Annotated in this window: 22 protein-coding genes and 2 pseudogenes; 12 read left to right on the top strand and 12 right to left on the bottom strand. The window is 68.1% G+C overall.

Annotated features, from left to right (window positions below; genetic code table 11):
* Positions 1-115: 115 nt before the first annotated feature.
* The gene (locus ACKTSN_RS45755; protein ID WP_409474465.1) at positions 116-325 is read left to right on the top strand and encodes a hypothetical protein; all 210 of its coding nucleotides are present in this window, start codon (positions 116-118) and stop codon (positions 323-325) included.
* 7 nt (positions 326-332) lie between these two features.
* Here the strand turns inward: ACKTSN_RS45755 and ACKTSN_RS45760 are convergent, their stop codons facing one another.
* Positions 333-872 carry a MarR family winged helix-turn-helix transcriptional regulator gene (locus ACKTSN_RS45760; protein ID WP_409474466.1) on the bottom strand — a complete coding sequence of 180 codons (540 nt, stop codon included), beginning with the start codon at positions 870-872 and terminating at the stop codon, positions 333-335.
* A gap of 352 nt (positions 873-1,224) precedes the next feature.
* On the opposite strand from ACKTSN_RS45760, the gene ACKTSN_RS45765 reads away from it, so the two are divergent.
* Together ACKTSN_RS45765 and ACKTSN_RS45770 are read left to right on the top strand one after the other, a co-directional pair.
* Positions 1,225-1,731 (top strand): nuclear transport factor 2 family protein, encoded by a 507-nt coding sequence (locus tag ACKTSN_RS45765; protein ID WP_409474467.1) that lies wholly within the window; start codon positions 1,225-1,227, stop codon positions 1,729-1,731.
* Positions 1,732-1,797: 66 nt separating this feature from the next.
* Complete coding sequence (locus ACKTSN_RS45770) at positions 1,798-3,312, top strand: MFS transporter (protein ID WP_409474468.1); 1,515 nt, start codon at positions 1,798-1,800, stop codon at positions 3,310-3,312.
* 175 nt (positions 3,313-3,487) lie between these two features.
* Here ACKTSN_RS45770 and ACKTSN_RS45775 read toward each other — a convergent pair whose 3' ends face one another.
* Together ACKTSN_RS45775 and ACKTSN_RS45780 are read right to left on the bottom strand one after the other, a co-directional pair.
* The gene (locus ACKTSN_RS45775; protein WP_409474469.1) at positions 3,488-4,171 is read right to left on the bottom strand and encodes a hypothetical protein; all 684 of its coding nucleotides are present in this window, start codon (positions 4,169-4,171) and stop codon (positions 3,488-3,490) included.
* Positions 4,172-5,109: 938 nt separating this feature from the next.
* Positions 5,110-5,583, bottom strand: coding sequence for a VOC family protein (locus ACKTSN_RS45780; protein ID WP_409474470.1), 474 nt, complete (start codon positions 5,581-5,583; stop codon positions 5,110-5,112).
* A gap of 441 nt (positions 5,584-6,024) precedes the next feature.
* Between ACKTSN_RS45780 and ACKTSN_RS45785 the strand changes: the two genes are divergently transcribed.
* Positions 6,025-7,467, top strand: a complete 1,443-nt coding sequence (locus tag ACKTSN_RS45785; RefSeq protein WP_409474471.1) for a dihydrolipoyl dehydrogenase family protein — start codon at positions 6,025-6,027, stop codon at positions 7,465-7,467.
* An 83-nt stretch (positions 7,468-7,550) separates the two neighbouring features.
* Here the strand turns inward: ACKTSN_RS45785 and ACKTSN_RS45790 are convergent, their stop codons facing one another.
* Positions 7,551-8,435, bottom strand: a complete 885-nt coding sequence (locus ACKTSN_RS45790; protein WP_409474472.1) for a GNAT family N-acetyltransferase — start codon at positions 8,433-8,435, stop codon at positions 7,551-7,553.
* Between the two features lie 306 nt (positions 8,436-8,741).
* Between ACKTSN_RS45790 and ACKTSN_RS45795 the strand changes: the two genes are divergently transcribed.
* Positions 8,742-9,176: a hypothetical protein gene (locus ACKTSN_RS45795; RefSeq protein ID WP_409474473.1), complete on the top strand. Its 435-nt coding sequence runs from the start codon at positions 8,742-8,744 to the stop codon at positions 9,174-9,176.
* A 121-nt stretch (positions 9,177-9,297) separates the two neighbouring features.
* Here the strand turns inward: ACKTSN_RS45795 and istB are convergent, their stop codons facing one another.
* Positions 9,298-10,152: an IS21-like element helper ATPase IstB gene (gene istB, locus ACKTSN_RS45800; RefSeq protein WP_409474474.1), complete on the bottom strand. Its 855-nt coding sequence runs from the start codon at positions 10,150-10,152 to the stop codon at positions 9,298-9,300.
* On the bottom strand, positions 10,152-11,423 hold the full coding sequence (istA, locus tag ACKTSN_RS45805; RefSeq protein WP_409474475.1) for an IS21 family transposase: 1,272 nt from the start codon (positions 11,421-11,423) through the stop codon (positions 10,152-10,154). The genes istB and istA overlap by 1 nt, the downstream gene beginning before the upstream one ends.
* Before the next feature lie 162 nt (positions 11,424-11,585).
* On the opposite strand from istA, the gene ACKTSN_RS45810 reads away from it, so the two are divergent.
* A complete protein-coding gene (locus tag ACKTSN_RS45810; RefSeq protein WP_409474476.1) occupies positions 11,586-12,329 on the top strand; it encodes a methyltransferase domain-containing protein in 744 nt (247 codons plus the stop codon).
* A 119-nt stretch (positions 12,330-12,448) separates the two neighbouring features.
* Positions 12,449-13,402 (top strand): annotated as a pseudogene (locus ACKTSN_RS45815) (ISAzo13 family transposase); the annotation flags it as partial.
* Between the two features lie 86 nt (positions 13,403-13,488).
* Here ACKTSN_RS45815 and ltrA read toward each other — a convergent pair.
* A complete protein-coding gene (gene ltrA, locus ACKTSN_RS45820) occupies positions 13,489-14,751 on the bottom strand; it encodes a group II intron reverse transcriptase/maturase (protein WP_409474477.1) in 1,263 nt (420 codons plus the stop codon).
* 584 nt (positions 14,752-15,335) lie between these two features.
* Here ltrA and ACKTSN_RS47595 point away from each other — a divergent pair.
* Positions 15,336-16,061: pseudogene (locus tag ACKTSN_RS47595) on the top strand (ISAzo13-like element transposase-related protein); the annotation flags it as partial.
* A 151-nt stretch (positions 16,062-16,212) separates the two neighbouring features.
* Here the strand turns inward: ACKTSN_RS47595 and ACKTSN_RS45835 are convergent.
* Both ACKTSN_RS45835 and ACKTSN_RS45840 read right to left on the bottom strand, forming a co-directional pair.
* Positions 16,213-17,136 (bottom strand): phosphotransferase, encoded by a 924-nt coding sequence (locus ACKTSN_RS45835; protein WP_409475095.1) that lies wholly within the window; start codon positions 17,134-17,136, stop codon positions 16,213-16,215.
* Between the two features lie 229 nt (positions 17,137-17,365).
* Positions 17,366-18,310, bottom strand: a complete 945-nt coding sequence (locus ACKTSN_RS45840; RefSeq protein ID WP_409474478.1) for a C45 family autoproteolytic acyltransferase/hydolase — start codon at positions 18,308-18,310, stop codon at positions 17,366-17,368.
* Between the two features lie 614 nt (positions 18,311-18,924).
* Between ACKTSN_RS45840 and rpmG the strand changes: the two genes are divergently transcribed.
* From rpmG to ACKTSN_RS45860, 4 genes are all read left to right on the top strand, one after another.
* Positions 18,925-19,089: a 50S ribosomal protein L33 gene (gene rpmG / locus ACKTSN_RS45845; RefSeq protein ID WP_409474479.1), complete on the top strand. Its 165-nt coding sequence runs from the start codon at positions 18,925-18,927 to the stop codon at positions 19,087-19,089.
* 54 nt (positions 19,090-19,143) lie between these two features.
* Entirely contained in the window at positions 19,144-19,404 is a 261-nt protein-coding gene (locus tag ACKTSN_RS45850; RefSeq protein ID WP_224738870.1) for a type B 50S ribosomal protein L31, read from the top strand.
* Positions 19,405-19,441: 37 nt separating this feature from the next.
* A complete protein-coding gene (gene ykgO, locus ACKTSN_RS45855) occupies positions 19,442-19,564 on the top strand; it encodes a type B 50S ribosomal protein L36 (RefSeq protein ID WP_037617513.1) in 123 nt (40 codons plus the stop codon).
* 526 nt (positions 19,565-20,090) lie between these two features.
* Entirely contained in the window at positions 20,091-21,425 is a 1,335-nt protein-coding gene (locus ACKTSN_RS45860; protein WP_409475096.1) for a DUF2254 domain-containing protein, read from the top strand.
* A gap of 37 nt (positions 21,426-21,462) precedes the next feature.
* Here ACKTSN_RS45860 and ACKTSN_RS45865 read toward each other — a convergent pair whose 3' ends face one another.
* Genes ACKTSN_RS45865 through ctaD form a run of 3 tightly spaced genes read right to left on the bottom strand, consistent with a single transcriptional unit; the run spans position 21,463 to position 23,772 of the window.
* Positions 21,463-21,669 (bottom strand): hypothetical protein, encoded by a 207-nt coding sequence (locus ACKTSN_RS45865; protein ID WP_409475140.1) that lies wholly within the window; start codon positions 21,667-21,669, stop codon positions 21,463-21,465.
* Positions 21,670-21,712: 43 nt separating this feature from the next.
* Entirely contained in the window at positions 21,713-22,054 is a 342-nt protein-coding gene (locus ACKTSN_RS45870) for a hypothetical protein (RefSeq protein ID WP_409474480.1), read from the bottom strand.
* Positions 22,051-23,772, bottom strand: coding sequence for an aa3-type cytochrome oxidase subunit I (gene ctaD / locus ACKTSN_RS45875; protein WP_409475097.1), 1,722 nt, complete (start codon positions 23,770-23,772; stop codon positions 22,051-22,053). The genes ACKTSN_RS45870 and ctaD overlap by 4 nt, the downstream gene beginning before the upstream one ends.
* Positions 23,773-23,797: the final 25 nt, after the last annotated feature.

Raw genomic sequence — 23,797 nt, forward strand, 5'->3', positions numbered from 1 at the left:
GGCCACCGCGCCGTGGGCCCACGCCGATCGACGAGGCCCGCGACGCGGCGAACCGGTGGGTGTTCCCCGAACTGCTCGACGAAGGAAGCCGGCCGGGTCCGGAGTCCGCTACGCCATGTTCAGCTCGTCACCGGAGGCCGAGCACTTCACCGAGGACACGGCGCACCTCGACCGGGGAGTGGAATTCTTGGCCGCACACGAGGTGTACCTCGGCAACCTCGTGGGAGGATCCGACCCGGAGCGGTTCCTGCGCCGTCAGGCCGTCGATGCCGGGCGCCGCGCGGGAGTGCCGCCGGCGGCCGCCTGCGAAGTGGACCCGCTGTGAGCCGGGATCAGCGACCGGTGCCCTTCCGTGGCTCCCGCCTGCTGGCCGCGGCCTCGTCGAACTGCGCGAGCTGCCGGCCGGTGATCTCCCGGAAGGCGTCCTTGAAGGCCGCGTACTGCCGCTCGCCGATCGACTCCGCGTGCCGCTGCTCGATGGCGGCCATGATCGCGTCCGACTTCTTCATCTGGTCCCGCCCCCGGCGAGTGGGGACGATCAGCTTGGCCCGCCGGTCCCGGGGGTCGGGCCGACGCTCCACGTACTCCAGGGCTTCCAGCTCGTCGATCAGGTTGCCGATGACCTGCTTATGAGTGCCCGACTGCCGCGACAGCTCCGTCGCCCGGCTGCCCTCCTCGTCGAGAAAGCCCATCACGGCGCCGTGCTGCGGACGCAGGTCGGGATGCCCCTGCTCGGCCAGCGTGTCGAAGAGCTCCTTCTGGACCGAGAAGAGCAGTCGCGTGGACAGAATCCCGAGATCCGGATCCTTGAGCTTCCGTTCGCTGCGCCGCACTATGACACTCTCCTCGTCACCGTTATTGACTGTCACCATCAGTAATAATAATGGTCACGGAGGGCGTGGTCAGGGCTGCCGTCGCAGGCCCGGCGTGGATCCGTCCGTTCTCTTCTCTGCGTGGCGCCCACGTTGGCCCACCGCAATGTCCCGCTGACTCCGGCCGGCGGGCTGTGTCTGGCTCAGTGTGTCGTCGAAGACGGCTGGCGGAGGGCCCCCGGCCCTTTCTGTCGCCGCCCGGCTGCCGGAGGCCCCTGCCCGGATCGACACCGCCGCCCGGCTCCTGGTCCCTCCGGTGCTGGACGCCGCACCTCGGACTGGAATACGATCAAGTTAGTCATGATTGTGACTATCAATAACCTGACTAAGGTCGGATCGTGAAGGAGTCGACATGAATGCCATGCGGAGGGCGGCCGCACCCGTCGTCGGTGTGCTGGTGGGTGCTGTGGCAGCCACGAGCCTGCTGGGCGGGAATGCCACCGCCACGGAGAGCAACGTTGCTGGTGACCGCTTCGCCATCCGCGAGGTGATAGACCGTCACCAGATGTACATCGATCTGCGGGACGCCGACAGCTACGCCAACCTGTATGCCAAGGACGGTCACTACCGGAGCCCCTTCGGCTCCGCCGACGGCCGCAGCGAGATCAAGGCCATGTTCATCGACCTGGCCGAGAAGGGCTTCACCAAGGGCAAGCGGCACATGACCGGCCCCGCCATGATCGAGGTCAACGGCACGACCGCCACCGCCCGTTCCTGGTACTGGGTCGCGGAGACCGAGGCGGAGCACGCCGTCTATGCCACCGGCACCTACACCGACAAGCTCCGCAAGGTGAACGGCAAGTGGGAGATCGTCCAGCGCGTACAGGCGCTGGACGAGCTCGCGCCCAACAGCCAGTAACTCCGCCGATCGGAGCGCTCTGCCAGTCGTTTGCTCCGCTCGCTCGTCGAGCTGACTGCTGTCACCGTGCCGCGCTCTCGCGGCGCGGTGACGGTCCAGCCGGTCGCCCGCCCCACATCAGAGGTCGTCATGCCCCAGGAAGACCGAACCACCGCCCTTCCCCCGGTCCCGCCCGCGGGTAGCCGCCCGGACATTGCCCCGCCCGCCGGTCGTGTGGTCGCCGCACTCGCGGTCGCGGTGCTGGCCTACGGGCTGTTGCAGACGCTGGTCGCTCCTGCTCTGCCCGCGTTCCGGGACCATTTCGGGGTGAGCGGCGACTGGTCCGCGTGGGTGTTCACCCTTTACCTGCTGTCCGGCGCCGTACTGACGCCGGTGCTCGCCCGTCTCGGCGACCGACGCGGCAAGCGCCGGGTACTGCTCGCCACGCTTGCCGTCTTCGGCGCCGGCACCGTGCTGGCCGCCCTCGCATGGAACTTCCCCGTCCTGTTGCTGGCACGCGCGGTGCAGGGAGCTGGGGCGGCGGCACTTCCCCTGTCCTTCGCCCTCGTCAGCGCGCTGCTTCCCAGACAACGGATCGGCCAAGGCCTCGGCATCGTCTCCGCGATGATCGGAGCGGGCACCGCCCTGGGCTTCGTCATCGGCGGCCTCCTGGTCGACCACGCCTCCTGGAGGTGGATGTTCGCGGTGCTCGCCGGCGTCATCGCGGTCGCGTTCGTGCTGGTGGCCCGATGGATACCGGACGACGCATCGCGCCGGGACGAACCTCAGGACGTGCTGGGAACACTCCTGCTCTCCCTCGGTTTGGTGGCCCTGCTGCTCGCCATCACCCAGGGCTCGCACGCAGGGTGGCTTTCCGCCCCGGTACTCGGCCTCTTCCTCGCCGCGGCCGTCTTCCTGGCCGCCTTGGCCGTGGCCGAACAGCGCACCCAGCACCCGCTGCTCGAACCGAGTGTCCTCCTCCAGCGGTCGATGCTGCTGACTCACTCGGCCGCTGCGCTCTTCTACGCCGCGGCACTGATCTTCTTCCTTCTCGTGCCGACGTTCGCCCAACTGCCCGCCCACGGGCCCGAAGGCGCCGCACGGGGATTCGGCTTCAGCATCACCGCCGCGGGCCTGCTGATGCTGCCCTCCGCACTGCTGCAGATCCTTGTGGCGCCGGTCGTGCCCCGCCTGGAGCGAGCCTTCGGTCACCGTGCCCCGCTGCTTGGAGGGCTGGTGCTGGTACTGGCGGGAAGCGCCGCGCTGGCGCTGTGGCACGCAACGCCGGCGCAGATCCTCGCCGATTCCCTACTGCTGGGAGCCGGGGCCGCCGCGAGCTTCGCGGCACTTCCCTCACTCGTGGCCCGCTTCGCGCCGCACCACGCGATCGCGACCGCCAACGGCCTCAACACCGTCGTCAGGACAGTCGGCGGCGTCATCGGAACCCAGGTCGCGATCGCGATCCTGAGCAGCCACTCGGTCGCCGACACCGAAGTCCCGGGCGAAGGCGCGTTCACCGTCGTGTTCGCCCTCGGCGCCGTGTTCGCGGCGATCGGTGTCGCAGTGGTCCTCTTCCTGCCGCGCTCCGCCACCAGGTCGTGAGATTCGGGGCTGCGACGGTCGCGGGTCCCGGGGCACGGCTTCGCGCGGTCATACGCTGGCCCCTGAACGCGCAGGGGGCTGTCTCCGGGATGCCCGACGACCACCAGCGGTGCCCCGCACACCGTGTACGGCTGTGGCACACCAACGCTCGGGTGCGCCGCACAACCCCCACGCCTCATGCACCGTGATCGGGCTGCGCCTCAGGCTGGTCCGCGGACTGCTCGCTGGACGGGTCCTTGGATGTCTGGTCGGGTGTGTCGGGGGCGGTGTAGAAGACGGAAGTGCCCTGCTTGCTGCGCTGGGCGTGGCCCTTGGCGACCAGGTTCTCCAACGTGGTGCGCACGACGGTGGCTTTGATGCGTCGTTCGGGGTGGGCCTGGCCGAGCGCGGTGGCGATCTCCGCGGCGGAGCGCGGTTCGCTCTGCTCACCGAGATGGCTGCGCACCAGGTCGATCAGCGTCGGCTGCGCCTGCTTCACGGCCGTGGCCGGGTCCTTGCCCGCCGTGCCCGCGGCCGGCCTGCCGGTCTTCGCACGGCCGGAGGTGGTGGTGGCCTTCTTCCCTCGCGTCGCGCTGCCCGCGCCGGAGGCGGCCTTCTTCCGGGGGGCCGGCACTGCAGCCGCGGGCGTGGGAGCAGGCCGGGCGGGCTGGGGGGCCTGGGCGGGGGAGGGGGTGATGCCGAGTGCCTGCTGCATGCTGACCAGCACGGTGTGGTCGCGCTGCAACGTGGTCAACTGATCCTGCAGGACGGCGATTTCCGTGCCGATACGCTCCTGCTCCTTGAGGTTGCGTTCCAGGTCACTGCTCACCTGGGCGACGTACTGCGCTGCCAGGTCACTGGCGGCGGTGTTCTCGGACATGATGCTGGCCTTTCTGCCGGTTGAACGGCCGACGAGTTGGCACGGGCCCGCTGACGAGTCGCGCAGAACCCATGCCGTACACGCGCAGGTTCGTCTGACGGTGCGGTAAAGGGCCGCACCTGCTGCCCGGCGTCTTGAACAGCGATAATACGGATGAGTGGAGCCGATTGTTCCCGTTGGGTTGTGTTATGTGCTCCAGGTGACGCTCCTGCCGGGCGTGCGACGGGACTGTCGGCACGCCAACGGGCCGTGTCGGCCGTGCTTCGGTTGACCATGAGTGTGCCGCTGCAACTCTCGGCGCTTCAATACACGTTGGTGGTCCAGCGGAACGGACTCGCCCCGTTCGATCGATCCGCCGCCCCCATCCTGTGCTTCCTCACCGAAGAGGGCTTCCTCGACACCGACGGAGGCCTGCTGTTCGCCGGCCCCAAGGCCGAAGTCGGCGTCGGAAAGCGGCACTCCATCGAACTCACCGCCTCGTTTACCGCCCCCCACCCCAACGTGGCTCCTCGCACACAGCCCTGTCCGGGCTGTTCAATGGCCAAGTCCCCAGCCGCGAGCTCCTCCAGGACGTCGTCAAGGGCTCGGTGGCAAGGCCCAGGAACTGCTCAAGCTGCGCGAGCAAGTTCAACGCGAAGCGGAGCCCCGACAGCAGCCTGCCGAGGCCGCTGGCCTCACGGAGGAATTTCAACGACTGCGCGATGAGAACGATGTGCGGGGCCCTGGGGCGCAGCCTCGCCGACCCGGAGCAGCGGTAGTCGGGGCTGCGTAGTGCTGCGCCCGTCCGCCCTCCGCCGCGCCCGGGCTCCGTGCAGCCCCGCCTGGCAACTCGGCGTCGTCGACCGGGCTTCTCCCATCCCTGCCGCCGGGGGTGCCCAGATCGTGGGTATCACTTCCCGCCTGGGGCGAGATGGCCCTATTCGCTCGGTGACGCGCCCTCAGCGGCCGGGGAACCGCTCCGTGATCTCCTGCAGGACCCAGCCGTTGCGGTCCGGGTCGCTGAAGGTGGCGTAGGAGGAGTAGCTGGCGCCCTCGGGATGCCGGCCGGGCAAGCGCTCCTGGCCCGCCAGCCGATGGGTGACGTCTCCGCCCTCGTGACCGTGGAACAGCACTCCTCCGGCGTCGTGGAAAATGTCGCTCACATCGATACCCCGGTCGACCAGCTCCGCGCGGGCCGCCTCGATGTCGGAGACGATGAGGTACAGCCCCTGCACCGAGCCGGGGGCGACGGAGGTCAATCCCTCGCCGAACAGGATCGAGCACCCGGAGCCGGGCGGCGTGAAGTGCACGCCCCGGAAGTCGCCACCGGCCCCCGTGTCGAGGTCCAGGCGGAATCCCAGCTTCTCGTAGAAGGCCTTGGCCCGGTCGGTGTCGGAGACGGGCAGCACGATGACTTCGAGCTTCAGGTCCATGGGACTGTCCTTGCGTGTGAGCGGTGGAGCTGTCCGTACCGTGTCCGTCCACCGCTCAAACAGACGTAGGGGGCATCCGGCGGAACGCCGGTTCCCTCCGCCGGCCGCGAGCCTCCGTGGGCCGGTCTTTGCCCGGAGCGGAGCGCGGCGTCGCCCTGCCTTGAGACACACCAGGCATCATCACTGTGACTCGCGGTTTCACTGAGAGTGATGACGAAAATGGACCTGAAAACCAACCGGCTTCCCGGCCCGTGACCAGACGTCGATCTGCCCATCCCCCTCAGGTGCAGCCGTAGCCCTCCGCGGTCAGGCAGCCACCAGTCCCCCAGGCCCACCGCAACTGCCGTACACCGCCGGCCGCGCAGAGGCGGATCCGGACAACTACGCGCGACCTCCCCCCAGGACGTAAGCCCGCGAAGCCCGAGAGACACAGGAGCAGCAATGAGCGACACCCTCCGCACCTACGACGTCGTCGTCATCGGCGCCGGCCCCGTCGGCGAGAACGTGGCCGACAGGACCAGCGCTGCGGGGCTCAGTACCGTCATCGTGGAGAGCGAGCTGATCGGCGGCGAGTGTTCGTTCTGGGCGTGCGAGCCCAGCAAGGCGCTGCTGCGGCCGGTGCTGGCACGCGCCGACGCACGCCGGGTGCCGGGGCTGAGACAGGCGGTCGCCGGACCACTGGACGTGGCCGCGGTCCTCGCACACCGCGACGACATCGTGAACCACTGGCAGGACGACGACCAGGTCGACTGGCTGAACTCGGTCTCCGTCCACCTCGTACGCGGCCAGGGCCGCTTCGACGGCCCCCGCCAGGTCGTGGTGAGCACCCCCGACGGCGATACGGTACGGCTCACCGCCCGCCACGCGGTCGCCGTCTGCACCGGCACCGGCACGGCACTGCCGGACCTTCCCCATCTGGACGAGATTCGCCCCTGGACCAATCGTGAGGCAACCGGCGCCGATCGGGTACCTGGTCGTCTCGCCGTGGTCGGCGGCGGAGTGGTGGCCGTCGAAATGGCCACTGCCTGGCGCGCGCTCGGCGCCCAGGTGACCATGCTGGTCCGAGGCAGCCGCGGATTGCTGACGCGGATGGAGCCGTTTGCCGGGGAGATGGTCGCGGACGCATTGCGTGAGGTCGGCGTCGATGTGCGGTTCGGGGCCTCCGTCACGTCTGTGACGCGGGAGGAAGGCGACGCCGGCGAAGTACGCATCACCCTGGCAGACGGTGAGCAACTGGCCGCCGACGAGATCCTGTTCGCGACCGGACGAGCCCCGCGCACCGACGACATCGGCCTGGAAACCATCGGCCTCACGCCAGGCGACTGGCTGACCGTTGACGACACCTTCCGGGTCAGCGCCATCAACGACGGTTGGCTCTACGCGGTCGGCGATGTCAATCACCGCGTCCTGATGACCCATCAAGGCAAGTACCAGGCCCGCATCGCGGGCGCCGTGATCGGGGCCCGTGCCCACGGAGAACTGGTGGACGACAGCCGCTGGGGCCCACACGTCGCGACCGCTGACAGCGTGGCCGTACCGCAAGTGGTCTTCACCGACCCGGAAGTTGCGTCAGTCGGCCTGACCACGCGGGAAGCCGAGCGCACCGGGCGCCGGATCAGGGTGGTGGACTACGACATCGGCGGCGTCGCCGGCGCGGTCCAGTACGCGAAGGGATATCGCGGCAAGGCTCGTATGCTGGTCGACCTCGACCGCGGCACCGTGGCCGGGGTCACCTTCGTCGGCCCCGGAGTCGCAGAGCTGCTGCATTCAGCAACCATCGCGGTCACCAGCGAGGTGCCCGTCGAACGGCTCTGGCACGCCGTCCCCGCTTTTCCGACGATCAGCGAAGTCTGGCTGCGGCTGCTGGAAACCTACCGCGGGTAGGCAGGGCCAGGCGCTCGACGTCCTCGGCTCTGACTGGTAGGCCCGCGTGTTCGCTGTGCCCGTCGCGGAACCCTCCAGCGTTCTCAACCGACTTCCGGCGCGGCACCCGAGAAGTCGTACCCGGCGAAGTCGGTGACCGGGACGTACCCGATTCGCTGGTAGAGGCTGTTGCTGGTGGGGTTGGCCAAGTCCGCGAACAGCACGACCTCCGTCGCGCCTGCGGCCAGCGCGGCCCGGCTCACCTCGACGGTCACAGCGCCGGCGTAGCCGCGACCGCGTAGGTGGGGCGGGGTGTAGACGGGAGCCACCCGGATCTGGCCGGCGATCATCTCGGTCACGCCCGCCATGGAGACGGGAGTGCCGTCCGGGGTCTCCCAGAGCGTGACGCGTCTGTCGGCGAAGCGTGTGTCGGCCCAGGAGTCGGCGTCTGCTGAGGGGACTTCTCCGATGGCGGCGGCGAACTCGCGGTACCAGAGCCTGAGTTGCTCGAGGTCCTGCTCGCCCGCGACTCGGCCCCGGCCCTCTGGGAGCGGCTCCGGTGGGGTGAGCGTGCCGAGGCGGTACAGGCGGTGCTGCTCGCGGAGGGTCGGCGTTGCGCCTGTGTGCCGCTGCCAGGCCTCGGCGAAAGCGGTGGCGGTGTCGTGCTCCGCGCTGACGCCGGGGAGGGGGTGGCCGGGGCCAGCCAGGCGGGCGGCGAGCGTGTCGGCATGCTCGGGGGTAAGGGGGGTGAGGTTCAGGCGGCCGGGCGGGGTGCGGAAGAAGAAAAAGGTGGCACGGACCTCGCCCGCTCGCTCCAGGCGGCCGAAGACGGGGGCCTCGGCGCCGTACGCGTCCGCCCCGCGTGTCCGCAGTGTCTCGGTCACCGTCAGCTGCATGGTGTGCAGAGCCGGGCGCGAGCGCAGGAAGTCTCCGGTTCGGGCGAGAAAGTCGTCGAGGTCTTCGGTGATGTGCCAGTCATCCGGGCGCATACTTCATGGTTCCTCATCCAGGCAGCTCCTCGCCCGTCGTGCGCGCCAGCCCATTACCTGGTCGTTCACGAAGACCTGCTCCGCGCCGCGCACGGCCGACCGCATCATCAAGGGGGCGGTGACTTGTCCGGCCGCAGCGAGTTCCTGGCGTCCGGGGTGGCAGCATGAATCGTCGAACCGGCTCTGGAGAGGCTACGCGCCGACCTGCCCTCAGGAGGGTGGGGAACGGCACGCCGAGCTGATGGGGAACAGCAACCGGGACGGACGGGGGAGACACCGTCCCCGGCCAAAAGCGAAGGGGAGAATGTGTCGCAGAGCGGTGACATCGAAACCGGCGGAGTGAACAAGGCATCCGCTCTTGTGGTGGGTCAGGTACTCACCGCACAGCGCACCATTGTGGCCGAGGACATCGCCGCCTTCGCCGCTCTTGTGGGTGACGAGGGGCGTCACCATGTCTCGGCCGACGGGCCGGTCATGGCGCACGGTCTGCTGACCGCCTCGTTGGCGACGCAGGTCGGCGGCCGACTGGACTACATCGCCCGCCGAATGACCTGGGAGTTCCTCAAGCCCGTCTGGGAAGGCGAGACCATCACCGCACGCGTGACAGTACAGGCACTGGAGCGGAAGCGATCCGGGATGGAGATCGAGCTCGGCCTCGTGATCGTCAACCAGGACGGCCATGAGGTGCTGCGTGGCGACAGCACGGGCGTTGTACGTGATTCGGCAAGCGCGCAGCCCTGAGAGCCGGACGCTACTCCAGAGCCCGCAACGATGCCGCACCGGCTCGTGTCGGCGGCGGCTGAACTCTGACCCACTTTGGCCGGTTGAAATCTGACCCTTTGGGCCTTCTGTTCTGGGTTGTTCAGTCGTTGTCGTTGGTGGCAGGGACGCGACCGAGTTCGCGTCCTTTCATGCGGTAGGAGTCGCCCTTGAGGGAGTGGACCTCGGCGTGGTGGACGAGCCGGTCGATCATCGCGGCGGCCACCGTCTCGTCGCCGAAGACCTCTCCCCAGCGTCCGAAGGGCTTGTTGCTGGTCACGATCACCGAGGCCCGTTCGTATCTGTTCGAGACCAGCTGGAAGAACAGGTTCGCGGCCTCGGCCTCGAAGGGGATGTAGCCCACCTCGTCGATCACGATCAGCGGATAGCGTCCGAGCTTGGTGAGCTCGCCCTGGAGCCGGCCGGTGTGGTGGGCGGCGGCCAGGCGGTCGACCCACTCGGCGGCGGTGGCGAACGCCACGCGGTGTCCGGCCTGGCAGGCCCGGATCGCCAGCCCGATGGCCAGGTGGGTCTTGCCGGTGCCCGGCGGGCCCAGAAAGACCACGTTCTCCCGGCCGGCGATGAAGTCCAGTGTGCCCAGATGCGCGAGCTGCTGTCGCGTCAGACCGCGCAGATGGGTGACGTCGAGTTCCTCGATCGTCTTGATCGCGGGGAACTTCGCGGCCCGCACCCTGGCCTCGCCGCCGTGGGACTCGCGGGCGGCGACCTCCCGCTGGAGGCAGGCGACGAGGTATTCGGTGTGGGTCCAGGACTCGGTGCGGGCCCGCTCGGCGAGTCGTTCGGCGGCGTCCAGCAGGGCCGGGGCCTTCATCGCCCGCGACAGAAACGCCAGGTCGGCGGCGGTCTGCGTGCTGGTCCGGCGCGATGCGGAGCCGGGCGGAGCGTCCCTGCTGGCCTCCGGCCCGGCGGCGTTGAGGGCGGCGGTGCGGACGGCCATCAGCCTTCCACCTCCCCACTGTCCCCGCCGTCGATGACGGTGAACAGCCGGTCATAGGAGCCCAGCTCGCGTTGCTCGACCTCGACCAGCGAGGGCGGCCCAGCGAGGTCGGTGCCGGTCGCCGCCAGCGTCCGCTCTCCCCGCCGGCGAAGGACCTCACCGCGCAGGACGGCCGCCGCGGCGGCGTGATCCGGGTCGGTCAGGGCCTGGTGCCGGGCCCAGCAGCGGGCATGCCGGGCGACCTGGTCGCCGCCGGTCGTGGTCACGGTGATCTCCTCGGTGTCGGCGCGGACGGTGACCGTCCTTCCGATCGCCCTGGGATGCACGGAGTAGTCGCAGGTGTCGACGCGGACGTAGTGGTCGCGGCCGATCCGGGCGGAAAACCGCCACCAGGCCGGCGGATCGACCGGCGGCAGCGCGAGCATCCCGGCCTTGTCGGCCTCCCACCGGTCGGCGGGCCTGGCCTGCAGCACGCGGTGGACACGCCGGTTCGCGACGGCCAGCCAGGCCGCGAGCTGGGTGTTGAAGTCGCCGGGGCCGGTGAAGTGCCGTCCCGGCAGGAAGCTGGTGGACAGGTAGCCGTTGGCCCGCTCCACCAGCCCCTTCGTCTCCGGATCCCGGGGACGACACAGATGGATCTTCGTGGCCAGCAGCCCGGCGAAGGCGGCGAACTCGGAGGTCAGCTTGCCCCGGCCGACGCCGGCCTCGTTGTCCCACACCAGCATCCTGGGCACCGCACCCCAGGCGGACAGCAGCCGCCAGTGCCCGTCGATCAGATCGCCGGTGCTCTTCGACGGCAGCATCCTGGCCGTGATCACGCGGGAGTAACCGGACACGAGCACCAGCACCGGCGGCCGCCCGGCCTGCCCATAGCCCAGCGGAACATCCGCATCCGGGAACCACAGGTCGCACTGGGCCAGCTCACCGGGCTGATAGACCGTCCGCGAGACCGGATCGGCCGGCAGGTACGCGGGCCGCAGCTCACGCACCCGCTCCTTCAGGATGGTCATCCCGCGTTCCCAGCCGATCCGCTCCGCGATCACCGTCGCCGGCATCGTCGGCGTCTCCCGAAGAAGCTCACGGATCTGCACCTCGACCGCGTCCACCACCGAGCCCTTCGCAGGACGCTCGTACTTCGGCGGCCGGTCGGTGGCCAGCGCCCGTTTCACCGTGTTCTTCGAGATCCCCAAGTGCCTCGCGATCGCCCGGATCGGCATCTGCTCGGCCCGGTGCAGCCTACGGATCTCCGCCCAGTCCTCCACACAGATCACCTCTTCCCTCCTGACCTTGATCACCAAGGCCAGAATCAGACGAAGATCACCAAGTGGGTCAGTTTTGATCCGCCGTCAGAGGGTCACGGTTCGGCCGTCGTCGAGAGCTCGACTTCCCAAAGGCGAAGCCGGGGACCGTGCCCGCTGCGCATACTGACTGGCATGGCCACCTACGACACGCTCGGCGCAACGTATGCCCGGACACGACAGCCTGATCCGCGGATCGCCGCGCAGATCCACGCTGCGCTCGGAAACGTCACCGACGTGATCAACGTCGGAGCGGGCATCGGCTCCTACGAACCGCCGCAGACAGTACTCGCGGTCGAACCCAGCCGGGTCATGCTCGCCCAGCGCCCGCCGGGATCCGCGCCCGCCGTGCAGGCGGTCGCTGAAGACCTCCCGCTGCGTGACAACGTCGCGGACGCCGTCATGGCACTGCTGACCATCCACCACTGGTCCGACCTGGCGGCCGGAATCAGAGAACTGCGCAGGGTTGCCCGGCGCCGCATCGTCATCCTGACGTGGGAACAGCGCATCTTCCGCGAGCAGTTCTGGCTCGTACGGGAGTACCTGCCGGAGGTATCCGCCTTCGACGAGACCCGCGCCATCTCGACCGACCAGCTGGTCGACCTGCTCGGTGGGGCGCGCCGGGAACCGGTCCGCGTCCCCCACGACTGCACGGACGGATTCGGCGCCGCATACTGGCGCCGCCCCCACGCCTACCTTGACCGGCAGGTGCGCGCGGGGATCTCCATGCTGTCCCAGACCGGCGAAGACGCCATCGCACCCGGCCTGACCCGGCTCGCGGACGACCTGACAACCGGCCGCTGGCAAACCCGTCACGCCGAGCTGCTTACGCTCGAAACCATCGACGTCGGTTACCGGCTACTCGTGACCGATCTCTGACCCACGTACCTGGCCCCGGGAACAGCCGCCAACGACAACCCACCTCATTGTGTCAGCCGTTCTTAGGGCCTGCGAGGAAATAAGTCGTTGCTTCCAGCTTTGGAGATCGTTGTTGTGGTATGGGGAGTCCGGAGGGGGCCGAGGCGGTCCTGGCTGCGAAGTTCAAGACGTTGTTGCCGCATCTGGACGAGCGGCAGCGTCGGCTGGCCATAGGGGCGGAGGCTCGGTCGCTGGGACACGGCGGGATCAGACTCGTCGCCCGTGCGGCCGGAGTCCAGGAGGGCACCGTCTCGCGTGGGGTGGCTGAACTGGAGTTGGGCCAGGCTCCGTTGGGCTGGGTCCGCCGCGCGGGCGGAGGCCGCAAGAAGGCGACCGAGCTGGACCCGGGACTGCTGCCCGCGCTGCTGGCGTTGGTCGAGCCCGACGAGCGGGGTGATCCGATGTCGCCGCTGCGCTGGACGACGAAGTCGACCCGGAAGCTGGCTGCGGAGCTGACCCGCCAGGGCCACCGCGTCTCCGCCGACACGGTCGGCAATCTGCTGCGGGAGGAAGGCTTCAGCCTGCAGGCCAACGCCAAGACCGTCGAAGGCGCCCAGCACCCGGACCGGGACGCCCAGTTCCGCTACCTCAACGAGCAGGCACGAGATCACCGGGACGCCGGAGACGTAGTGATCAGCGTGGACACCAAGAAGAAGGAACTGATCGGCAACTACAAGAACGCCGGGCAGGAGTGGCGGCCCGCCCGGCAGCCCGTTCAGGTCGACACGCACGACTTCCCCGGCCAGGCCGGGAAGGCGATCCCGTACGGGATCTACGACACGGCCGCGAACACCGGCTGGGTGAGTATCGGCACCGATCACGACACCGCGGCGTTCGCCGTCGCCTCAATCCGCCGCTGGTGGCAGGCCCGCGGCCGGCACGACTACCCCCAGGCTCGCCGGCTGCTGATCACCGCCGACGCCGGCGGCTCCAACGGCTACCGCACCCGTGGCTGGAAGACCCACCTGGCCGACCTCGCCCGCGAGACCGACCTGGAGATCACTGTGTGTCACCTACCGCCCGGCACGTCGAAGGTCGGGTAGCCGGAGGGATTCGCACCCTCCGGCTCCCACAGATCCGTACGTGACGATCTCTCGTCATACGGCTCTTGTCGTCCTGATCACCAGGCCAGGGAGGGGGAACTGACCCACCTCCACTGCGCGAACATCCCCGGGCGGCGCTTGGCTGCCCTCTGGAGGGCCGCTATGGCCTTCCTCATCGCGCGAAACCGTCTGTACTTGTTGCGGAGCCAGCGCACCAGGTAGGCGTTGATGCGCATCAGGAGCGGATACAGGGCCGATCGGTAGAACCGGCCGTAGTACTGCATCCAGCCCGCGACGATCGGATTGATCCGCTGCGCGAGTTCTTCCACGGTGAGGTTGACCCGCCGGTGGAGCCGCCAGGAACGGACTTCCTCGCCGAGTCGTTTGAGGGCGTTCCTGCTGATCGCGGGACGGAACGACCATCTGATGCGGCCGTTCTTGTCCCGCATTTGGCGCTGTTGGAACGTGAACCCCAGGAACGTGAAAGACGTGTGCTCGTACGAGCCGCGCCGCAATCCGTCCTGGCAGTACACGATCCGGGTCTTGGCCGGGTGTAGACGCAGCCCGACCTCGGCCATCCTGTCCGAGAGCGCGGCCAGCACCTGGCGGGCCTGGCGCTCGGTGACGCAGTGCACGACCGCATCGTCCGCATAGCGTTCGAACGAGACAGCAGGGAACTCCCGGGCCATCCAGACGTCGAACGCGTAGTGCAGGAACAGGTTCGCCAAAACGGGAGAAACCGGAGCGCCTTGCGGCGTCCCGCACTCCCGCCCCAGCAGGGTGCCGTCGGGCATCTTGAGCGGGGCAGCAAGCCACCGCCGCACATACAACTTCACCCAAACGGCGTCGGTGTGCGCTTCCACCGCCTTGACCAGGAGGTCCCAGGGCACACTGTCGAAGAACTGGGAGATGTCGAACTCGACTACCCAGTCCCGTTTCCAGCTGCGTTCCCGACACTTCTCCACGGCATCCAAGGCGGACCGTCCGGGCCGGTATCCGAAGCTGTCCGGATGGAAAATAGGATCCACCCGTCGCACCAAATGCCGGGCCACGACGGTCTGAGCCACACGATCAGCGACAGCGGGAATCCCGAGGATTCTCTCGCCGCCGCCATGCGGCTTAGGAATGGCCACCGCACGCACCGGCGGAGGAAAGTAGGAGCCCGACGACATCCTGTTCCAGACCTTGTAGAGGTTGTTCTTCAGGTCCTTCTCGAAGTCGGCGATACTCTGCCCGTCCACTCCCGGTGCTCCCCTGTTTGCCCTGACTTCCTCCCATGCTTCCTTGACTTCCCACTTAGAAATCTCAAACGGCTTGGCCTGTGACTTCAACTGGCTCACCGAACTCCTCCCGGACACCGTCCGGTTGATGCGATCAACACAGTCACGGACGACCCGGCCCCTTCGCTCCACCCCCATTACAGGGACTTCTCCACTACTACGAGCCGGTCCGCCGGCGCGTTCCGCATCGGTACTCGGCCCCTTCACGGCACAACCGCTCGGGGTGCTCCCTCTCGCCGCCCCTACCAGAACGAGCTGTATCGGTACGCGCCTTCTCCTGTTCCACATGACCGCGGCAGACCAGGTTCACGTCGTCTCCATGCCGGACACCGCCTGGCCAGTCGGCGGGCTCCCGCCAGGCTTATCCCGGGACGGTTCCAAGCTCCCCGGTTTTGATGTCGTCGGTAATCTTTTCGACACGTCAGCAACGATTCACTTGCGTTCGTCTCCCTGATCCCCACCTGACGCCTGCACGGCGCCTTTTCTTCATCGCTCACCACGACAGTCTTCGGCTAACGCGGCATGAGGCGGTTTGAAGCCTCCCCCCGCAGGACGACTTCGAAGGGCCAATCCTTCATCGGTCACGCAGCACTGCTTCAAGCAACTCGTCCTACATCGAATTTCCCTCTGCATTCAGGACACACTGGAACAAGATCGAGCACCGGCTGTTTTCCCACATCACCATGAACTGGCGCGGCAGGCCCCTGACCAGCCATGAAGTCATGCTCCAAACCCTCGCCGCGACCACCAGCCGGACCGGCCTGACCGTGCATGCCGAACTCGACAGCGGTCAGTACCCCACCGGCATCCAGATCAGCGACGAGGCCATCGCCGCCCTGCCGATCACCCGCCACCGCTTCCACGGAGACTGGAACTACACCCTCCACCCCGCCAGCCACCCACCACACCCGGACCCCGCCCGGCAGGACAGACCTCCGGCCGACGCCTGCGCCCCCATCACCCGCCACACACTGGAGCACCCTGACCTGACCGGCATGACACGCCAGCAGCTCAGCGACCTGACCCGCACCTTGATCCCCGGGCTGGAAGAGCGCCGCGAGCAAGCCCGCCACGCAGCCCGCGGCGGACCCCGCCGAGTCGCCCGCGGCACAGGCCGCAAACCCACACTCACCCCCGCCGACCAGATCCTGGCCACCATCCTCTACCTGCGAAAACTCGCCCCCCAGGAGCTTCTCGGCCAGCTGTTCAACACCACTGCCATGACCATCAGCCGTGCAGTGAAAGACGTCCGCCCGCTCCTGGAATCCCACGGCGCCCGAATCCCCGCCTCCACCGCCCGTTTCCGCACGCCAGCAGACGTCGCCAGATTCCTCACCCTGGGCAACATCAAGATCAAATCAGCGTGTTGATTCCCGGCAGGCCCTTAGCGATCAAACGGCTCGGAAATGTTGATGAGAACTGTTGTCATCGCCCGACGCCGGCCACCGCGCCTCGACGCATGGGTTGGGGGACGGCACACACGGCGGCCCACTGCTGGTTCGGCACTGCGACAGACATGCGTCACGCCGTGCCGAACCATGCCTCCGCAAGCGCAAGCAGTGTTCCTTCGGCAGGTACGCGCAGTTCCCTCATGTACCAGGGGAGGTTGCTGTACACGTGCAGCACCGTGTACGCGAGCAGTTCGGACGGCTCGAAGGTGTGGCCGTACGCCCTGGCCAGTCGGGCCAGCAGGTTCGGATCACCGCGGGTGACGAACAGGCCGACGCCCACGAAGTCGTACGCGCGGTCACCGATCATGGCCGGTTCGAAGTCGAAGAGCCCGGTCAGGCGCCACCCGTCGGGATCGACGAGGAAGTGCTGCTGCATGACCTCGGTGTGCAGCAGGGAACGGTGCGGGGCGCGCGGCAGCGGGACCGAGGCCAGGAACTCCGGGATCTGCTCCAGCCAGGCGGCCGGCAGTCCGTGGGCGCGCTGCTGTTCCACCGCACCGGCACGTTGGCGGTCCAGGAAGGCGCCCCAGTCCCCGGGGCCGAGGACGTCTGCGAGGGGATCGGGGTTGAGGGAGTGCAGTACCGCCAGGGTCTCACCCACGTCGGTGACGAGCCGTTCACGGTGGCTGCGCGGCACGCGGTCCCAGGCGCCGGCCAGGTTCTCGCCGCGGAGCCGGGACATCAGGACGTACTGCCAGCCGTTCTCGTACGGGCCGAAGTCACGCACCTGCGGTGTCGGTACCGGCAGCCGTCCCTGGACGTGGGTGAGGACGCGGCCTTCGGCGACGCCGTCCTGGGCGGCGGCTCCGGGGAACAGTTTGAGCACGTGCTCGTCACCCACCGCGTAGACCGGCTGCGACCCGTCCGGGAAGCGAGTCAGCGGTGCGCCGGAAAGACCAAGGCGTGCACAGAGGTCCTCCACTCCGGGGCGCATCACCGTCTCGTCGGGGACGACCGCGTCCCACTCTTCGTCCGTTTCCACCGGAGGCAGCATCATCGGGACCGTAGGCCGCTGGTTGCCGGGGAGCAACGGAATTTCACGGCCCTCGCGCCCGAGGCCGTTCGACCGGACGCGTGATCTGTCGGACAGGCCCTTGTGGTGCTGAGTGCCAAGGTGGCACCAGCGGACCGCCGCACCCCCGGCAGAACCGCGCCCATACGGCCACCGTACGAAGCGAAAGGGGCCGCCGGGAGTACCGGTGGCCACTGGTCAACCTTCGCTCTCAGCCGGCTTGCCCGATGGTTACCGTGCGAGATCCCGGAGCGAAGTCAGCGAAGGACTGTTCCCAGGACTCACCAGGCCAGTGGTAAGTTACGCGGCCCTCGGAGGGCCGGTAATGGGCGGTGTAGACCGTTCCCAGCCCCTCGTCGTATGCGGATTGATACAGCGGCGGCTTCAGCATCGCCGCCACGTCCGCGCCCGCTGCGCGAATGGCCTTCAGTCGCTCCTGGGTCCGGGAGAACTGCTCCTGCTCGTCAGGCACCGGAGGGTGCTGGTGGTTGGCAGCGCAGGCGTCCGGTGCCTCAGTCAGTGAGATGTCCGGTCCCACGAACACGGTCACCGCCTGATCGGGGTCGACAAGAGTGACGTTCTGCGGGATTGCGATCGGTATGGACTTCAGTCTGCTGAGTGCCTCGTCAACGGTGTCACACGTCTCCAGCAGGTAGCGCAGCACGATGAGAATGGCGAAGCCGGGGCCATGGACGAATCGCCCGCCGAAGGTGAGCGAGACCGCGAGCCCGGCATCGTTCATCCCGTCCAGCAAGCCCCAGGCCGCATCCTGCATTCCGATCACCGGGCGGAGGAAGTGGGAGGAAACGATGGTGCCCTCACACTCGTCGGGGCTGAAGTCGTAGTTGCGCAGCAAGGTGCCGTTGCCACCGATCTGGGTGCAGCCCGAGAAGAAGGGGCGCAAGGTTGCGAGGGTGAGGAAGCTTTCCCCTCCGGGCCGGTCGAGCTGACGGGCGAGCCGGTCGAGCACCGGGACCAGCTCCGGCATGTGTGCCTCGAACAGCTTCCGAGCACGGTCCGCGCCCTCCGGGGTCCGGCCCTCCTCGGTCGTCCAACCCTCCGCGAGCGGCCACAAAGTCTGTGTATGGGCGGCCCAGCGTCCGTCGCCGCCGTCACCGACCTCGATGGCACGAAAGGTCATCTGCTGCTGGCTCATGGCTGCCGCTCCCTTGTGGACGTCGGGCGAGGTGGTGGCAACCTAGCTAATTTCGTGGGTAATTCACCAGATCGGGCGGTCGCTGTGGGAGGTATCCGAAGTACTCGCGGATCGTCTCGAACGCATGGCAGGGTGCTCGCGGCACGCTTTGCCGTGCAGGGCCAGGATCCAGCGGATGACCTTGGGATAAGGGGGTCGTCGGCGTACGCGACCTCGAGCGCGGGCTCCCGTCGAGTGCGGCCACGACCAGGACGCTGCCCTGGATCTCGTCGGCGCGACACTGGCCGTGTTGTTCCAGGGGCGGCCGATGGGGCGGTAGGTCTCAGCCGGCTTGGCGCCAGGTGCCGGGATGGAGGGTGCTGCGGCGTCGATGAGGTTCGGAAGGCGGCGTGGGCGGTGTGCCGAGTGGGGGCGACACGTTTCCCCGCGCGGCCGGAGCGGGGTCGGGGGCCGTGCGGTGCCGTGCAGCGCATCGGTGCCCTGGTGGAGCCGTCTCGGCGGGGCTGCGGCAACGGGTGTCTCGCGCTGGGTCGGGAATGCGACGGCAGGAGCCGTTGTTCCAGTCCACAGGCCCTGGCATGCACCAGTCAATGCCCGGGCGAAAGGAGGACCTCATGGCACGCAACACCGCGCGCCCCGTCGTGACGCTGAAGTCGACGGCGGGGACCGGCATCACTTACGTGACGCGCAAGAACCGCCGCAACGACCCCGACCGGCTGGTCCTGCGCAAGTACGACCCGGTGGCCGGGGCGCACGTCCTCTTCCGCGAGGAACGCTGAACCACGCCGCCGCCCCCCCGGGCGGACGAAACCATGAGAAGGGAAGCAATCCCCATGAGGTCTGGCATCCACCCCGAAACCCGTCCGGTCGTCTTCCGTGACCGCGCCGCAGACGTCGCGTTTCTGACCCGCTCCACGGCCGCCTCGGCAAGGACGATCGAGTGGGAGGACGGCAACACCTACCCGCTGGTCGATGTCGAGATCTCCTCGGCGAGCCATCCGTTCTACACCGGGGCCTCGCGGGTCGTGGACACCGCCGGCCGGGTGGAGCGCTTCGAGCGCCGCTACGGCCGTACGACGGCAGCCCAGCGCTGACCGTGAACCCGTATCCGCACAGGAAAGGAGCGGAGCCATGAAGGTGCGCAAGTCCTTGCGCTCGCTGAAGTCCAAACCGGGGGCCCAGGTGGTCCGGCGGCGGGGCGTGGTCTTCGTCGTCAACAAGAAGAACCCGCGCTTGAAGGCCCGCCAGGGCTGACGGCACCCGTAAAACCCGACCGGCCTGGTCCCGCGACGCGCGGGGCCAGGCCGGTGCGCGCTGTTGGCCGGCCTTCCGGTGCGCGGATGCCCTGCAGGTGCCGACGGACGGTCCGCTTGCTGCCTCGGTAACCCAGCTCGCGGGTGACCGTTCTTCTTCCTCACTCCGGAAGACCGCGGGCAGTGGCCCAGCCGCGCAGTCGAGACCAGGTGATCCATGTGCCGGTCGCTTTACGTACGACCCATCACCGCCCGTATTGGCGATCGCACACCCCCGCCGAACGGCACACGGCCGGACCGAGCCACACGGCCGCACGTCGCCCGGACGGGTGGTCTGCGGCGGTGTCCGTACGCCTCCGTGGAAGGCGCTCTCACGCCGCGATCGCAGGGGGCGTGATCACTTGGACAGTCGACGAACTCATCGGATACTGGCCATGCCAGGCCGTGGTCAGCGTTGGCTGCGCTGTACGTGGAGATGTGCCCGTGTCGGCCCAGGTTGGCCACGCATCGACGTGCGGGAGTTGAACATGATCCGACGTGATGCGCTGGCGGAGTACGTTCGAGGGTCGCTGTGGGTGCTTCCCACGCTGTCCGTGCTGGGCGCACTGGTCGCTGGGTCACTGCTGTCCCTGGTCAAGACCGGTTCCGGATCGCCGCTGGCATTCCAGGGGACCGCTGACGATGCCCGGACGTTGCTGATCGGGATCGCCGGGACGATGGTCACGGTCATCGCGCTGCTGCTGGGCCTGACCGTGGTCGCGCTGCAGTTGTCGTCCACCCAGTTCTCGCCCCGGCTGCTGCGCAACTTTCTTCGCGATCGGCCCAACCAGATCGTGCTCAGCGTCTTCGTGGCGACCTTCGCCTACAGTGCGGCTGGTCTTTACACGGTTGGCGTCTCGGGAGGGGGCCGCTCCGCCGGCTTTCCCCGGCTCGCGGTGAGCGGCGCGATCGTGCTGCTCTTCGTCAGCCTCGGCCTGTTGGTGTTCTTCGCCGACCATCTCCTGCACTCCATCCAGGTCGACGCGATCATGAGCGGGGTGGAGCGCAACACCGTCCAGGTGGTCCGCGACGGGGTATTCGCCGGCGGCGAGGAACTCATGGGAGTACCGGAGTGGGCCGTGCCCATCGCCGCCCAGCGGTCCGGGTACGTGCAGGTGGTGCGTCCTCACCTGCTGCTGTCTGTAGCCGCCGAGCACGAGGTCTGTCTGCGGCTGCGGCCCCGGGTCGGCGAACACGTCGTCGCCGGCACGACGCTGGCGTGGATCTGGCGTGGCTCACCGAGCGATCCCGCTCCTGACCCCCAGAGGTTCTCGCGGGTGCTGGACGCCGGGGTGCGTGTCGGATTCGAGCGCACCCTGGAACAGGACGCCGCGTTCGGAATCCGGCAACTGGTCGACGTCGCATGTAAGGCGCTGTCGCCGGCGGTCAACGATCCGTACACAGCGGTTCAGGCCATCGATCACCTGTCCGTGATCTTTTGCGCGCTCGCGCAGCGCCCACTGGGAAACCACATCGTTCGAGACGACGGCGGCGCCGCCGTGATCATTCCCGGGCGGCGGTTTCCGGAATACCTCGCCGTGATGTGCGGGCTCATCCGCCGCTACGGGGCTCGTGAACCAACCGTCGCTCATGCTCTGCTTCGGCTGTTGCACAACTGCGCCGTCGTGGTCGCTGACGATGCCGAGCGGTGCGCGGCGATCGAAGAACAAGCCCGCATCGTTGTCACCGAGGCCGAGCGACAGGTCGCCCAGCCGACCGACCTTGCCCTCGCGTACGCAGAGGCGGAATCCGTGCGCCGGCAGGTGGCCAAGAATCGGCTGACCACTCCCGGCAAACGACCGGACGAGTCACAGATCCACTGACCAGTCGGCTGGGACGTATATAAGCGTGCAACTGCACCTAGATGATCGATTCCAAGGGGCAGTGATCGTAGGCGGTCAGTGAGCGCAGGACGAGCCGGCCGGTGTGGGCGGTGTGCCAGATCGCAGCGGTCAGCGCAAGGATGCGCTGCAGCACGCGGGCGATCACGCCGCCCGGTGCGCGGCCGCGTCCGGCATACTCGCCCGCAGCCGGTGGAGGTGCTGTTCGAGCGCGTCTGTCGGACATGTTGAAGATCACGCTGGAGCGTTGGGGGCACAGCCCCGGCTGGTCAGTGACGTAGCAGTTCCCACACCGTGAGGATGCAGGACGCCGTGCCGAGGGTGAGTGCGACGGTCCGCCGGCGCAGGTGCTGGTAGCGGGCCTCGTATTCGGCGCGCAGTTCGGTGCACCGGTCGGCGATGCGGCGGATGGCGGCCTTGGCCATGTCCACGCGGGCGCGGGCGTACTCCTCTTCGAGATCGTGGCGCTCGCCGGTGGTGAGCCAGGGCAGCCTGTCGCAGAAGGCCGTGGCTTCCCTGCGTGCTTCGGCCAGTTCGGCCTGCCAGTAGAGGTAACCGTCGAGCCGGTGCAGCCCGTCCTGAACCGGATCGTCAGGGGACGGACGGTTCACCGCAGTTCCTTCCCCGGGCCGCTCACGCTCCGCGCAGGCGCGCCTTTGTGCTCGAGTTGGGCGATGTCCGGGTGGTGCAGGTCGAACGCCGGGGATTCGCTGCGGATCCGCGGCAGGGTGAGGAAGTTGTGCCGCGGCGGGGGGCAGGACGTCGCCCATTCGAGCGAGCGGCCGTAGCCCCACGGGTCGTCGACGCCGACCGGCTTGCCGTACCTGGCCGTCTTCCAGACGTTGTAGAGGAACGGCAGGACCGACAGGCCCAGCAGGAACGAGGCGATCGTCGAGATGGTGTTCAGGGCGGTGAAGCCGTCGGCGGCGAGGTAGTCGGCGTACCGGCGCGGCATGCCCTCGGCAGCCAGCCAGTGCTGGACCAGGAAGGTGCCGTGGAAGCCGACGAACAGCGTCCAGAAGGTGATCTTGCCGAGCCGCTCGTCCAGCAACCGGCCAGAGAACTTCGGCCACCAGTAGTGGAATCCGGCGAACATCGCGAAGACCACGGTGCCGAAGACGACGTAGTGGAAGTGCGCGACGACGAAGTAGGAGTCGGAGACGTGGAAGTCCATCGGCGGCGAGGCCAGGATGACACCGGTCAGACCACCGAAAAGGAACGTCACCAGGAAGCCGGTGGCCCAGAGCATCGGGGTCTCGAAGGACAGCGAGCCCTTCCACATCGTGCCGATCCAGTTGAAGAACTTCACGCCGGTCGGGACGGCGATGAGGAAGCTCATGAAGGCGAAGAACGGCAGGAGCACACCGCCGGTGACGAACATGTGGTGGGCCCACACGGTCACGGACAGACCCGTGATCGCGATGGTCGCCGCGATCAGACCCGTGTAGCCGAACATCGGCTTGCGGGAGAAGACCGGGATGATCTCGCTGATGATGCCGAAGAACGGCAGCGCGATGATGTACACCTCGGGGTGACCGAAGAACCAGAAGAGGTGTTGCCACAGCAGCGCGCCGCCGTTGGAAGCGTCGAAGACGTGCGAGCCGAACTTGCGGTCCGCCTCCAGCGCGAACAGGGCCGCGGCCAGGACCGGGAAGGCCAGCAGGACCAGGACACTGGTCAGCAGCGTGTTCCAGCAGAAGATCGACATGCGGAACATCGTCATGCCGGGGGCGCGCATGCAGATGATCGTGGTGATGAAGTTGACCGCACCCAGGATCGTGCCGAAGCCGGAGAACGCCAGACCCATGATGGCCATGTCTCCACCGACATTGGGTGAGTGCTCGGCGTCCGACAGCGGCGTGTACATGAACCAGCCGAAGTCCGCGGCGCCGTTCGGCGTCAGGAAGCCGGCGACAGCGATCAGCGAGCCGAACAGGTACAGCCAGTAGGCGAACATGTTCAGCCGCGGGAACGCCACGTCCGGGGCGCCGATCTGCAGCGGCATGATCCAGTTCGTGAAGCCTGCGAACAGCGGCGTCGCGAACATCAGCAGCATGATCAGGCCGTGCATCGTGAACGCCTGGTTGTACTGCTCGTTCGACAAGATCTGCAGGCCCGGGCGCGCCAGTTCGGCGCGGATGAAGAGCGCCAGGATCCCGCCGAAGGCGAAGAAGCCGAAAGCTGTGCTGATGTACAGCGTGCCGATGGTCTTGTGATCGGTGGTGGTCAGCCACTTCACCACCACATTCCCGGGCCGCCTGCGCCGGACCGGCACCTCGTTCTCATAGAAATCCACCGGCGAGGTGCTGGGTGGGGACTCGGAATGCATGGGCACGCTGTGGCTCCTGGTTGTT

It is taken from the genome of Streptomyces flavusporus, assembly GCF_046267975.1.
GTDB classification, from domain to species: Bacteria; Actinomycetota; Actinomycetes; order Streptomycetales; family Streptomycetaceae; genus Streptomyces; species Streptomyces flavusporus.